13 protein-coding genes are annotated in these 12,653 nt (G+C 41.7%); 10 read left to right on the plus strand and 3 right to left on the minus strand.

The annotated features are described in order from the left end of the window. Positions 1-107 precede the first annotated feature (107 nt). Positions 108-1,535, plus strand: a complete 1,428-nt coding sequence (locus ACFSX4_RS01000) for a protein adenylyltransferase SelO (protein ID WP_377770655.1) — start codon at positions 108-110, stop codon at positions 1,533-1,535. A 61-nt stretch (positions 1,536-1,596) separates the two neighbouring features. Here ACFSX4_RS01000 and ACFSX4_RS01005 read toward each other — a convergent pair whose 3' ends face one another. After that, entirely contained in the window at positions 1,597-2,394 is a 798-nt protein-coding gene (locus ACFSX4_RS01005; RefSeq protein WP_377770657.1) for a hypothetical protein, read from the minus strand. A gap of 298 nt (positions 2,395-2,692) precedes the next feature. Next, positions 2,693-3,559, minus strand: a complete 867-nt coding sequence (locus ACFSX4_RS01010) for a ketopantoate reductase C-terminal domain-containing protein (protein WP_377770659.1) — start codon at positions 3,557-3,559, stop codon at positions 2,693-2,695. A 79-nt stretch (positions 3,560-3,638) separates the two neighbouring features. On the opposite strand from ACFSX4_RS01010, the gene panB reads away from it, so the two are divergent. Genes panB through ACFSX4_RS01030 form a run of 4 tightly spaced genes read left to right on the plus strand, consistent with a single transcriptional unit; the run spans position 3,639 to position 6,709 of the window. Continuing rightward, the gene (gene panB, locus ACFSX4_RS01015; RefSeq protein WP_377770661.1) at positions 3,639-4,460 is read left to right on the plus strand and encodes a 3-methyl-2-oxobutanoate hydroxymethyltransferase; all 822 of its coding nucleotides are present in this window, start codon (positions 3,639-3,641) and stop codon (positions 4,458-4,460) included. Further along, complete coding sequence (gene panC / locus ACFSX4_RS01020; protein ID WP_377773401.1) at positions 4,444-5,286, plus strand: pantoate--beta-alanine ligase; 843 nt, start codon at positions 4,444-4,446, stop codon at positions 5,284-5,286. The genes panB and panC overlap by 17 nt, the downstream gene beginning before the upstream one ends. Then, the gene (gene panD / locus ACFSX4_RS01025; protein ID WP_377770663.1) at positions 5,279-5,677 is read left to right on the plus strand and encodes an aspartate 1-decarboxylase; all 399 of its coding nucleotides are present in this window, start codon (positions 5,279-5,281) and stop codon (positions 5,675-5,677) included. The genes panC and panD overlap by 8 nt, the downstream gene beginning before the upstream one ends. Positions 5,678-5,719: 42 nt before the next feature. Continuing rightward, positions 5,720-6,709, plus strand: coding sequence for a CAP domain-containing protein (locus ACFSX4_RS01030; protein ID WP_377770665.1), 990 nt, complete (start codon positions 5,720-5,722; stop codon positions 6,707-6,709). 44 nt (positions 6,710-6,753) lie between these two features. Here ACFSX4_RS01030 and lexA read toward each other — a convergent pair whose 3' ends face one another. Beyond that, a complete protein-coding gene (gene lexA, locus ACFSX4_RS01035) occupies positions 6,754-7,368 on the minus strand; it encodes a transcriptional repressor LexA (RefSeq protein WP_377770667.1) in 615 nt (204 codons plus the stop codon). Positions 7,369-7,513: 145 nt separating this feature from the next. Here lexA and ACFSX4_RS01040 point away from each other — a divergent pair, with 145 nt between their 5' ends. The 5 genes from ACFSX4_RS01040 (at position 7,514) to ACFSX4_RS01060 (ending at position 12,633) form a co-directional block, all read left to right on the plus strand. Continuing rightward, positions 7,514-7,777, plus strand: coding sequence for a hypothetical protein (locus ACFSX4_RS01040; RefSeq protein WP_377770669.1), 264 nt, complete (start codon positions 7,514-7,516; stop codon positions 7,775-7,777). Positions 7,778-7,850: 73 nt separating this feature from the next. Then, entirely contained in the window at positions 7,851-8,087 is a 237-nt protein-coding gene (locus ACFSX4_RS01045; RefSeq protein ID WP_377770671.1) for a DUF896 domain-containing protein, read from the plus strand. 14 nt (positions 8,088-8,101) lie between these two features. Beyond that, positions 8,102-10,084: a transketolase gene (gene tkt, locus ACFSX4_RS01050; RefSeq protein ID WP_377770673.1), complete on the plus strand. Its 1,983-nt coding sequence runs from the start codon at positions 8,102-8,104 to the stop codon at positions 10,082-10,084. A 64-nt stretch (positions 10,085-10,148) separates the two neighbouring features. Further along, the gene (locus ACFSX4_RS01055) at positions 10,149-10,403 is read left to right on the plus strand and encodes a YneF family protein (protein ID WP_377770675.1); all 255 of its coding nucleotides are present in this window, start codon (positions 10,149-10,151) and stop codon (positions 10,401-10,403) included. 556 nt (positions 10,404-10,959) lie between these two features. Beyond that, the gene (locus ACFSX4_RS01060; RefSeq protein ID WP_377770677.1) at positions 10,960-12,633 is read left to right on the plus strand and encodes a glutathione ABC transporter substrate-binding protein; all 1,674 of its coding nucleotides are present in this window, start codon (positions 10,960-10,962) and stop codon (positions 12,631-12,633) included. The last annotated feature ends 20 nt before the right edge of the window (positions 12,634-12,653 follow it).

The raw sequence follows: 12,653 nt of genomic DNA on the forward strand, positions 1-12,653 counted from the left end.
TGATAAAATCAATTAAATATTTGAAAACACATCCTCCTCTGAGGGTGTGTTTTTTTAGGTCTATGCGGGTATAAATGATAGGATGGTAGTAATGAGGAGTGTTAATAATGGCAGAAAAATTTAACTGGAGTCATACGTATAAAGAATTACCCGAAGTCTTCTGGACAGAAGTGGATATGATGGATGCACCGGAAGCAGAGATGGTTTTATTTAATAAAAATCTTGCAGCTGTATTGAATCTGCCGGAAAATCCGGATAATTATAATGATATTTTTACAGGCAGAGGCATGGATAAGCCGATTGCTCTCGCTTATGCCGGACATCAATTCGGTCATTTTAATATGCTTGGTGACGGACGTGCGGCTTTACTTGGCGAGCATGTGACACCTTCCGGTGAACGGTATGATGTTCATTTAAAAGGAACAGGGAGAACTGAGTTTTCAAGAAATGGTGACGGTCTTGCGGCGGTCGGACCGATGGTTCGGGAATATATCATTAGTGAGGCACTACATGCACTCGGAATTCCTACAAACCGAACATTGGGTGTGATGGAAACGGGGCGTGCGGTTGTGCGTGAGAAAAATCTTCCTGGTGCTGTTTTAGCACGTGTTGCGTCCAGTCATATCCGTGTCGGCACATTTGAGTACGCTGCACGGTTATCGAAAGAGCATGTACAAACACTGGCGGACTATACGATTGAAAGGCATTATCCAAAGATTAAGCACAGTGAAAATAAGTATGAATTATTTTTGGAAAGTGTTGCCCATGCTCAAAGCTATTTAATCAGTGAATGGATGGGTGTCGGTTTTATTCACGGTGTGATGAATACAGATAATATGACAGTGAGCGGTGAATCCATTGATTTTGGGCCGTGTGCATTTATGAATCAGTATGATCAGGATACGGTTTACAGCTCAATCGATACAGAGGGCAGATATCGTTACCGTAATCAGCCGGCCATCGGACAGTGGAATTTATCAAAACTTGCGGAAGCGTTAATACCGATTTTGGATGATAATGAAGATGAGGCAGTGAAAAAGGCTGAGAAAGTACTCGGACAGTATCGTGACTTATATCAGGCATACTGGCTGAAAAAAATGGCAAATAAGCTTGGTATTATTAAATTGGAAGAAAATGATGTGGATGTCATTTTAGAGTGGCTTGATATACTGGAAGAGAATAGAGCGGATTATACGTCTGCCTTCAGAAATTTAACCAACAATGAAATTTCTAAATTAGAGTTCAATACAACGGAACGTTTTAGTAAGTGGTTTGAATCCTGGCAGTCATTATTAGAAGGTAAGGAAGCGACACTTGATGAGGCATATACAGTAATGAAAGCAGTGAATCCAGCAGTGATTCCGAGAAATCATATTGTTGAAAATGCTGTTTCAGCTGCAGAAAACGGAGATTACAGTCAGGCGGAAGCACTCATTGAAGTGCTGAAATATCCGTATGTAGATGAACATGATGAAGTATACAAAAATCCTCCAAAACCGGACGAGGAGATTACCGCAACATTCTGCGGAACTTAATGAACGTAAAAACCACAGCAGATCTGCTGTGGTTTTTTCTTCAGTTTGAATTATAAAATTTTTATTCTTCCCATATCACGGGATTCTCATCGTAGGAACTGTCGCTTGGTGAGTAAATAACAGAGTTTACAGTAGATCCTTCAGGTACAAGTGAAATGACACAGATGTCCTGCGTGGCATCTGCATTCCACTCACTGTCGAGTGACTCCACATTACATGCTTCAAAATTTCCAATAATATTCAAGTTCTGTGCAGGTCCCTGCTGTCCGTCAACCGCACCGTTAAACGGGTTCGACAGGACGGTCCCGGCAAGTTCCGAAGAACCTTCATCGACGCCGGTGACTGTAATATGAAGATAGTATGGTACAAGTCCTGCGAGTTCATCTTCCATATCAAGGATATCAAGGTCGGCTGGATTCGCTTCTTCAATATCCGTCACTGTTGCACCCAGTAATGCATATTCATCTTCAGTGTCGTTTACCGGATGTTCCAATACAGCTGAATCACCAATAGTTAATGTTGCGCCCGGTTCAGTCACATCACCTGAACTACCGCTGCCTGAAGTGTCCTCAGATTCTTCATCGTTACTCTCATCTGTAGATGCATCGGTATCTGTCTCGTCTTCAGCCGCATCAGAAGCGTTATCTTCACTTTCCTCTGCAGCTTCATCAGTCGTTTCTTCTGTCTCATCTTCGGCCGGGTTTTCAGTCACTTCCTCAGTCGCAGTATCATCGACTTCTGCATCCTCTGGTTCGTCACCACCGCATCCTGCAACGAGCAGGGTAATGGCTGTAATAAAACCGATACCGAGTAATTTCTGCCTGGTGATTTTAAGAAACACATTTAACATGCTGTCCATATATCAAATTCCTCCTTTTGTTTGCGCTTACAAATTTGAAGTCATAATCTATGTGGTCAAACTGTGAAGTCGGTTATGTCATAAAGCTGTTCGTTCAGTTATTAAAACGACTGTATCAAATGAATAATTGTAAAAATAATACCATATTTAAAGTATTATGTCAATTATTTATCTGATTTTTCAGAAAATATAAGTGTTGTTGAATGATGGAGAATTTTATTAAAAACCCTGAAGATGATACTTATTTACAGAAGATAATGTATGAATAAAAAAGCCCTCCGAACGGAGGGGAAATCGTTTACCGCTTGATCTGATAGCCTTTTAACAATGTGTAGACGACATCAAGCACAGGCGTGTGCAAATCATTTTTATGTTGATAAAAATATTTCTGGATGTATTCGAATTCTGTTTTCACCTTATTGGATACATCATAATACATACTTGTTCCCATATGATCCGGATAGCTTTGATATAAAGCAATTGAGGTTTCTACAAAGTCATCATCAATCATCTGTTCATCCTGGTTAATAATATTTTTCCCTTCTTCCAGCAGCAGTCGGGTAAGATGCAGTATGTCTTCATCACTGAAAATTTGTGCTGTATTTTGAGTCAATGCGGTCATTGAATTGACACCGAGGTTAATGAGTAGTTTTTCATATCTTAAACGTTTAAATTCTGAAGATTTTTCGATAACGAGTTCAGTTTCAGCGTGCTGTTCAATATTTTTGATGAGCTGATCTGTAAAGGGGAGCGGGGTATTATCTATGATTAAGCGGCTGTCCCTGAAGTGTTCGATATAGTTTTGATGTTTCTGGCCGCTGATATAGACGACACTCGGTACCGGATTCTGAAAGAGTCCGTCATAACCCATACCGTTCGCACAAAGAATGATTTCAGTCGTGTCATGGCTCATATTCTTTACGACAGTTGAAACTGACTTCATGGCTGTTGCTTTAACGGCGATAAAAATCAGGTCATATGTCTCGTTTTTGTGACTGTCGAGCGGATGAATATGCCATGGATACGTGATATATTCACCATCTTCAAGAATGGTAAAACCGTCTTGCTCTTCACGTGAGAACAGTGTCACATCTATATCCAGTTGTTTTAATTCCCGTGCGATAATGCTGCCGACAGCACCAATACCGATACAAGCTGTTTTCATAGTGTTTTCTCCAATCATCATTGTATAATATGTATGATAGAATAATTATAACTTAAGTTTGCGACAGGGGGCACATAATATGATTACAACTCATGACCTATACACCATGAAACAAAATAAAGAAAAGATTACTATGCTGACCGCATATGACTACCCGAGTGCAAAGCAGGCGGAAGCTGCCGGGGTGGATACGATTTTAGTCGGTGACTCTCTCGGGATGACAGTGCTCGGCTATCAATCGACAGTTGAAGTGACACTTGATGACATGATTCATCATGCTAAAGCAGTTCGGCGCGGGGCGCCAGACACATACGTTGTTGTGGATATGCCTTTCGGCTCTTATCACGTCAGCCGGGAAGAAGCAGTACAGAATGCGATCCGCCTGTATCAGGAGAGCGGTGCCAATGCTGTAAAATTGGAAGGCCGTCATATTGAAGAATTTATACCGGTGCTTGTTGCTGCGGGGGTTCCTGTAGTCGGGCATTTAGGACTGACACCTCAGTCTGTAGGAATTACCGGCTTTAAAATGCAGGCGGGTACGAAAGAGGATGCACTTGAACTTCTTGAGGCAGTCGAGGTGCTTGAGGCACTGGGGGCGGTCATGGTTATCGTTGAGGCAATCCCGAGTGATCTTGCAGAGAAGGTTTCTGAAAAAGTGGATATTCCAATAATCGGCATCGGTGCAGGTGTTTATACTGACGGGCAGGTGCTTGTCTATCACGATGTGCTGAAGTACGGTACGGATTTTGCACCAAAATTTGTGAAACAGTACGGTGATTTTGATACTGTCGGCATTGAAGGTATTAAACAGTACGTAAAAGAAGTGAAAGATGCATCATTCCCGAGTGATGAGACAACATATAAGAAGAAGGTATTTATTGACGATGAAAACAACAGCTAGCATAGAAGAACTGCGGGGATTTTTAAAAGCGTCACAGGGAGAATCAGCACTTGTGCCGACAATGGGATATCTGCACAGCGGACATATGAAGCTTGTAGAACAGGCAAAGCGGCAGGCGGATGTATGTATTGTCAGCATTTTTGTCAATCCGCTTCAATTCGGTCCGGATGAAGATTTTGATGAATATCCGAGAGATTTAAAACGAGACCTTGCGCTTTGTGAAGCACACGGTGTCGACTTTGTTTTCCATCCGGATGTGGATGAGATGTACCCTGAAGCGCCTGAAGTGAATCTAGGCCTGAAGCATATGTCGAGTGTCCTTGACGGTATCAGCCGTCCCGGTCATTTCGAGGGTGTGATCACAGTCGTTAATAAATTGTTTAATATTATCCGTCCGGATTATGCAGTGTTTGGCGAAAAGGACCGCCAGCAGTTAATGATTGTGAAACGGCTGGTTCAGGATTTTAACCATGATCTTGAAATCATCGGTGTTGAAACAGAGCGTGAAAGAGACGGGCTCGCTAAAAGCAGCAGGAATGTGAATCTTACGATGTCAGAACGAGAAGAAGCGCCTTCGATACATGCGGCGCTTACTCACGGCCGTCAGTTAATTGAAGCCGGTCATGTAAGTACGGAAGACGTTATCCGTGAGGTGACAGACTTTATCGAAACTCGTATATCCGGTAAAGTGGACAGTATAGATATATACAGTTATCCTGATTTAAAGGAAGTCGTTAAAATAAAAGAAGATATCGTCATCTTTGCTGCGGTCAAATTCAGTAAAGCACGGTTGATAGATAATATGTTGGTGAAAAATAATGTTTAGAAAAATGATGAATGGTAAAATTCACAGGGCAGCAGTCACTGAAGCTGATTTGAACTATGTCGGCAGTATTACAATTGATAAAGATCTAATTGAAGCAGCAAATATTCTGCCGAATGAGTCTGTCCATGTGGTGAACAATAATAACGGTGAGCGTTTTGAAACATATGTTATAGAAGGTGAACGGGGCAGCGGGGAAATATGTGTTAATGGTGCTGCGGCGAGAAAAGTACAGGTGGGTGATGTGATTATTATCATCAGCTACGTGACAATTGAAGATAAAGAATCCTTCAATCACAAGCCGAGTGTCGTGATTGTCGATGAAAATAATAAAATATTGGAAAATGATTATACAGAACATCGAGGAACTGAATACACAGTTGAAAGTAATTAAACTAGAGTTTAATTACTTTTTATTAATCATCGGAGGACAAATATGTTAACCAGGATAATCATGTGTATGATAGTTTACGTTATGTTTATCATCATTCAGCCTGCTTTGGAAACATTTGATTTCAGTAAAGGATTTAATGAAGAGAATGTCAGAAGCTGGTCGGATGAATATATCATGCCGAACTATGATATGACTAAAATTACACAAGTGAACAGTGAACAGACACAGGATGTGACGTATACACTCGGCGAACCTTTTGAAGAGGACGGGAGTGTGACACTGGATTCCGAATATCAGGGCACATTCCATGTGTATGACGATCCGGGCGTGTTCCGGATGGTTTTAACGAATGACGGCAGTGTAACTGGAGTTTATACGAACAGTGATGATGTGTCTGTCGGCCAGATGAATTTTGAGGGACTCGACCGTTTGAAAGTTGAAGAAATATACGGTGAGCCGGTATCAACAATCAGTAAAGGAATGCAGCGTCTTGTTGTGGAAAATGATGAATATGATGTGTTTGATCTTGAGGACAGTTATGTCTACTTTTTCTATGATCTGCATGAAAATGATGAAGTCAGCGGCATGCTGGTGATTGATAAGGATGAACTGGATGTGAACAATGTCCTTTATAATAATCCGGATGCAGAAGAATACGAGCAGATGAATTGGTATATGTTGAATGCGGCAAGAATAGAATACGGCCTTGAACCGCTAGAGATTGATGGAGAGGTGAGTGCTGTTGCTAAAAGTCACAGTACAGACATGGCGGAGCGTGAATACTTTGACCATGATTCACCGGAAGGATCTACACTTAAAGACAGGGTAGAAGATGCGGATATCCGCTATAGACTGGCGGGTGAGAATATCGCAACAGGGCATACGTCCCCGATATTCTCTCATCACAGTCTGATGAACTCACTGGACCACAGAGTGAATATTTTAAATGCAGACTATACGCATATCGGGCTTGGCGTTGACTACAGTGATGAAGATGTACCGTATTACACAGAAAATTTTATAGAAAGATAAAAACAGCTGCAGAACATTCTGCAGCTGTTTTTTTAGTTGTCTGATTAAAATTCTCTAAACAGCCCGACCACTTTTCCAAGTACAGTGACACTGTCAAGGTAAATTGGTTCCATTGATGAATTTTCAGGCTGTAGACGGTAATAGCCGCTTTCTTTATAGAAACGTTTAACGGTTGCTTCGTCATCTGACGTCATCGCTACAATAATATCACCATTGTGTGCGATATTCTGTTTTCTTACAATGACACGGTCTCCGTCATGAATACCTGCTTCAACCATGCTGTCTCCGACAACAGAAAGTAAAAAGATTTCACTGTTATGATTGGCTGTAAAGTGTTCTGGGAGAGGGAAATATTCTTCAACATTTTCCACTGCTGTAATCGGCAGACCGGCTGTGACTTTCCCGAGAACAGGAACATGAATCACTGGAGTATGGTTCTCTTCATCCTGCATGACAATCTCTATGGCACGCGGTTTAGTAGGATCCCGTCTGATATATCCTTTTTCTTCAAGTTTTGACATATGACCGTGTACAGTTGAACTGGACTGCAGTCCGACAGCGTTTCCGATTTCTCTGACACTCGGCGGATATCCTTTATCCTGCACAGTGCGTTTGATGTATTGATAAATCTGTTTTTGGCGCTCACTGAGTTCCTTCATAATTCCTTTGCCTCCAGTCGGTGTGTTTAATTTATTTTAACATATGTCACATCGTGTGACAAACATTTGTTCGTATAGATGTTGACAGAGAACAAGTGTTCTGTTAATATGTTTATACAAACAAATGTTCTATGGAGGTTATGACATGAATATCAGTGATTTGAAGTTTTACAGCCTTTTATTTGTTGCATTAGTCGTAATTGGTTACGTTTATCTAGGACAGGCAGACGATAGAGAGAACGCATATTCTGAAGCGGATTATATAGAAGAAGATACAGCAGTTGCAGGAGAAATAGAACAAGAACCGAACAGTATAGACGGCATTGAGACCGCACAGGCAGATGAGGATTTAATGGAAAATACTCCGGGGGCGCGTGGTGTCATTCAGCTTGTCGGGATGAAAGATTAAATTAACTAAGTATGAGCATGGTCTCATGCTTTTTTTTATGGTAAATTATAAAGGAAAGGATTGAGGGATTACTATGCTTGAAAAGGATAAAATCGAACGTTTAAACCATCTTGCCAAAAAGAAAAAAGCCGAAACGATTTCGGAAAAAGAATTGACGGAACTTGAAGGCTTGAGAAGTGAATATTTAAAGAACTTCCGTTCATCATTCAGGAAGCAGGTGGAGCACACGAAAGTGATTGATCCTGAAGGCACTGATGTGACACCTGAAAAACTTAAAGAAATTCAGAGACAAAAAAACATTAGAAAATAAAGGAGTTTTAACAAATGGCATTTGACAAGACAGATCAGTTAGCAGTGAATACAATTCGTACGCTTTCTATTGATGCAATTGAGAAGGCAAACTCTGGACACCCGGGTCTTCCTATGGGTGCAGCACCGATGGCCTATACTTTATGGAGCCGTCATTTGAATTTTAACCCAAGTTCAATGGATTGGTTTAACAGAGACCGTTTTATCTTAAGTGCAGGACACGGCTCAATGCTGATTTACAGCCTGCTTCATTTATCAGGCGCTCTTGAACTGGAAGAACTTAAGGAATTCAGACAGTTTGATTCCAAAACACCGGGACATCCTGAGTTTAAACACACTGAAGGTGTTGAAATTACTACAGGACCACTGGGTCAGGGCTTTGCAATGAGTGTCGGTATGGCTATGGCTGAAAAACACCTGGGTGCATCATTCAATACTGATGACCATAAAATAGTGGATCACTATACGTATGTACTTGCCAGTGACGGCGACTTAATGGAAGGTATTTCTCATGAAGCGGCATCTCTTGCCGGTCATTTGAAACTTGACAACCTGGTTGTACTTTATGATTCTAATGATATTTCTTTAGATGGTGATTTAGATAAAAGTTTTTCTGAAGACATTAAAAAACGTTTTGAAGGATACGGCTGGGAATATTCCATCGTAAAAGACGGGAACGACCTGGATAAAATCGATAAAGCTATCGAAAAAGCGAAAAAAGCAGACCGTCCGGCATTGATTGAAGTGAAAACAGTCATTGGTTACGGTGCGCCGAATAAGTCCGGTAAGAGTGATGCGCACGGTGCGCCGCTTGGAGCGGATGAGCGTAATGCTGCGTTTGAATATTACGGTGTGAAAGACGAAGCGTTCCATGTGGATGAATCTGTCTACGCACGTTTCAATGAAACGATGAACACACGCAGTAATGAAGCTGAAAAAGCGTGGAATGAAGTACTGGAAGCATTTAAATCTGAGCATCCGGAAAAATATGAAGCATTTAAAAATGCGGTCGACGGTACGCTTCCGGAAGATTACGATAAAGATATGCCGTATTATGAAGCGGGAACTAAAAAAGCAACACGCGGTACGTCAGGTGATATGATCCAGGCGTTATCAAAATCAGTCCCTTCATTATTCGGCGGTGCAGCTGACCTTGCAGGCAGTAACAAAACAGCAGTCAGCGGCCAGGATGATTTCAGTGCAGATGATTATGCAGCGAAAAATGTATGGTTCGGTGTCCGTGAATTTGCGATGGCTGCAGCACTTAACGGTATGGCTGCCCACGGCGGTATCCGTCCGTACGGCGGAACATTCTTTGTTTTCAGTGACTACTTGAAACCTGCAGTAAGACTGAGTGCATTGATGGGACTTCCTGTAACATATGTATTGACACATGATTCAATCGCAGTCGGTGAAGACGGTCCGACACATGAGCCGGTTGAACAGCTGGCAGGCCTTCGTGCGATTCCTAATTTAAATACGATCCGTCCTGCAGACGGTAATGAATCACGCGCAGCCTGGAAGCTCGCAATGGAAGCAACAGATGCGCCGACAGCTCTGGTATTGACACGTCAGGATGTTGAAGTGACTGATGTTGAATATGATGCAGTAGAAGAAGGCGTGAAACGCGGCGGCTATGTTATTTATGACAAGGGTGATGATGCGATTATCTTTGCTTCAGGCAGTGAGGTATCACTTGCGGTAAATACGGCAAAAACACTTCATGAGCAGGGTGTAAACATTAAGGTAGCATCCATCCCGAATATGCAGGCCTTTGAAAAACAGGATAAAGCATACCAGGATAGTGTTCTGAACAAGCATATTGAAAACAGAACAGCAGTTGAAATGGCGGCAAGTTTAGGCTGGCACCGTTTCGTAGGTATTGACGGTAAATTATTAACGATTGACAGATTCGGTGCGAGTGCGCCGGGCGGTCTCGTTGTTGAGAAATATGGCTTTACTGTTGAGCAACTCACACGTACAGTTTTAGAGAAATAATATTGAAAAAGATATGAAATTAATGTAAACTGTATAGTGGTTTATGTGGAAAGAGGTGAGTCGCTTGGCAACTTGGATATGGATACTCATCGTCATTGTTGCATTAGTAGGTGGTTTGGCACTGGGATTTTTCCTTGCAAGAAAGTATATGATGGATTATTTGGAGAAAAACCCGCCAATCAATGAAGAAATGCTAAGAATGATGATGATGCAGATGGGTCAGAAACCGTCTCAAAAGAAAATCAATCAAATGATGACGATGATGAATCGTAATGCGGATTCGAAAGAAGCCAAAAAACGCATGAAAGATGCGCGATAATAATAATGAGGCACAGACTGTTTTGGTCTGTGCTTTTTTATTTAACATTATATTTATGTGAAATTATATTTAGCTTTGGGATGACAATGAGTGATATTTCAAGAAGTTCTGTGTCGTTTTATTCCAGGAAACGCTACGGATGAATGAAGTTCGCTCCAGCTGTGTCGCAACACGCTACAGGTACCCTGGAATTGTGACATCTGTGTCGTTTCACCCCGGGAAACGCTACGGATGAGTGAAGTTCACCCAATCTGTGTTGCAACACGCTACAGATACCTTGAAATTATAACATCTGTGTCGTTTCACCCCGGAAAACACTACGGATGAGTGAAGTTCACTCAACCTGTGACGGCATATCATCAAAAGAGCGTAACATCGAGAAGACTTTCCTCAATGTTACGCTCTTTTTTTGATTAAATACAAACATAATAATAGATATAAAATTTCAGTTAAATTATTATTGAATCTCAATTTTCAAACTATTACAAAATAAAATTGATATTATTGAAATGTAAATATATAATTAAGTTATAAATATAAGGGGGTACATATTTTTATGCAGAAAAAATACTATTTATTTTTAGTTCTGTTATTAACGATGGTTATTGCTGCATGCAGTGATGATTCTAATGTGGAAGAAAATACGGGCAGCGGGACTGAAGAGACAGGTCAATCGGGGGATTTGACTGTCGGTATGATGAATGAGGTTGTAACACTCGATCTGCATTATTCGAATGATGCATCATCATCGCAGGTCAGAAGAAATATTTATGAGCGTTTGATTTTCCAGGATGAGAATATGGAGCTTCAGCCGATGCTTGCATCTGAATGGGAGCAGACAGATGATAATACATGGACATTTACGCTTCGGGAAGATACGACATTTCATGAAGGATCGGAGTTTACTGCTGAAGATGTAAAGGCAACGTTTGACCGCGTCCGTGATCCTGCTGTCGCATCTGCAGTGGAATTTTTATTTGAAATGGTGGATGAAGTGGAAGTTGTGAGTGATTATGAAGTGACGATGACAACGGCGTATCCGTTTGCACCGCTTCCGTCACACCTTGCACACGGTACTGCAGGTATCATGAGTAAGGATATTATAGACAGAGACTATCAGCAGGCACTTGATGATGCTGGTGTGGATATGACTGCAGATGAGTATTATGAACTGCGTGAAGCAGGCGGGGAAGAGTATGATGAGGTGGTTGATCAGATTGCAGAACATGTTGGACAGGTGCTGGGTAATGAAACAGACGGTACCAACCACCTAGAACTTGAATCCAGAAGTGCCGGGGATAACGTGGTACTGACAAAATTTGAAGACTTCACAGGTGGAGACAGAAACTTTGATACTGTTACATTCCGTGTGATTCCGGAATCCGGCGCACGTATGGCTGAACTTGAAAGCGGAGGAATTCAAATTGCGACAGATATCGATTCATCGAGTGCCGAACGTCTCGAAAACGGACAGGATACCGCACTCCTTGAAAGAGAATCTGTGCGTATGTCCTACCTCGGCATGAACGTACAGCAGGAACCGTTCGATGATGTGAGAGTCCGTCAGGCGATTGCGTATGCGATTGACAGAGAAGAAATTATTTCAGGTGTATATGATGACATGGGTATTGTGGCAGACGGCCCGCTTGCTCCCGATGTATGGGGATATAACGAAGATCTGGAAGGGGTTCATTACGACCTTGACCGTGCACAGGAATTATTGAGTGAAACGGATGTTGCGGATGGATTTGATACGACAATCTGGGTAAACGATGACCAGCAGATTATTGATACTGCAGTTTACATTCAGGAAGCACTTTCCGCTTTAAATATTAATGTATCAATCGAACAGTTCGAGTGGGGCAGTTATTTGGAAACACTCGCTGAAGGGAATCATGATATGTACATTTTAGGATGGACGACAGTAACCGGTGATGCTGACTATGGTTTATATGCATTGTTCCATTCAGACAGTCAGGGTGCAACGGGCAACCGTTCATTCTATGACAATCCTGAAGTTGATGAACTCCTTGATGCAGGGCGCTCAGCAACAGATGAAGATGTCCGCTATCAAAACTATACAGATGTACAGGAAATTTTGATTGAAGAGGTGCCTATGGCATATATCTTCCATCCGAATTTCGCAATCGGTGTGAATGAGGCCCAGGTGGATGGTGCAATCATTGATCCGACAGGTGCACTGGATATTAAAGATGTAGAGTTTAAGTAACAAGGAAACGGAACAGACAT

Origin of the sequence: Corticicoccus populi (genome assembly GCF_042686195.1) — a bacterium.
Classification (GTDB): domain Bacteria; phylum Bacillota; class Bacilli; order Staphylococcales; family Salinicoccaceae; genus Corticicoccus; species Corticicoccus populi.

Bases quoted from the DNA above. Each gene is read 5' to 3' on its own strand.
- ACFSX4_RS01000 (WP_377770655.1), top strand. From the start codon at position 108: ATGGCAGAAAAATTTAACTGGAGTCATACGTATAAAGAATTACCCGAA.
- ACFSX4_RS01005 (WP_377770657.1), bottom strand. From the start codon at position 2,394: ATGGACAGCATGTTAAATGTGTTTCTTAAAATCACCAGGCAGAAATTA.
- ACFSX4_RS01010 (WP_377770659.1), bottom strand. From the start codon at position 3,559: ATGAAAACAGCTTGTATCGGTATTGGTGCTGTCGGCAGCATTATCGCA.
- panB (WP_377770661.1), top strand. From the start codon at position 3,639: ATGATTACAACTCATGACCTATACACCATGAAACAAAATAAAGAAAAG.
- panC (WP_377773401.1), top strand. From the start codon at position 4,444: ATGAAAACAACAGCTAGCATAGAAGAACTGCGGGGATTTTTAAAAGCG.
- panD (WP_377770663.1), top strand. From the start codon at position 5,279: ATGTTTAGAAAAATGATGAATGGTAAAATTCACAGGGCAGCAGTCACT.
- ACFSX4_RS01030 (WP_377770665.1), top strand. From the start codon at position 5,720: ATGTTAACCAGGATAATCATGTGTATGATAGTTTACGTTATGTTTATC.
- lexA (WP_377770667.1), bottom strand. From the start codon at position 7,368: ATGAAGGAACTCAGTGAGCGCCAAAAACAGATTTATCAATACATCAAA.
- ACFSX4_RS01040 (WP_377770669.1), top strand. From the start codon at position 7,514: ATGAATATCAGTGATTTGAAGTTTTACAGCCTTTTATTTGTTGCATTA.
- ACFSX4_RS01045 (WP_377770671.1), top strand. From the start codon at position 7,851: ATGCTTGAAAAGGATAAAATCGAACGTTTAAACCATCTTGCCAAAAAG.
- tkt (WP_377770673.1), top strand. From the start codon at position 8,102: ATGGCATTTGACAAGACAGATCAGTTAGCAGTGAATACAATTCGTACG.
- ACFSX4_RS01060 (WP_377770677.1), top strand. From the start codon at position 10,960: ATGCAGAAAAAATACTATTTATTTTTAGTTCTGTTATTAACGATGGTT.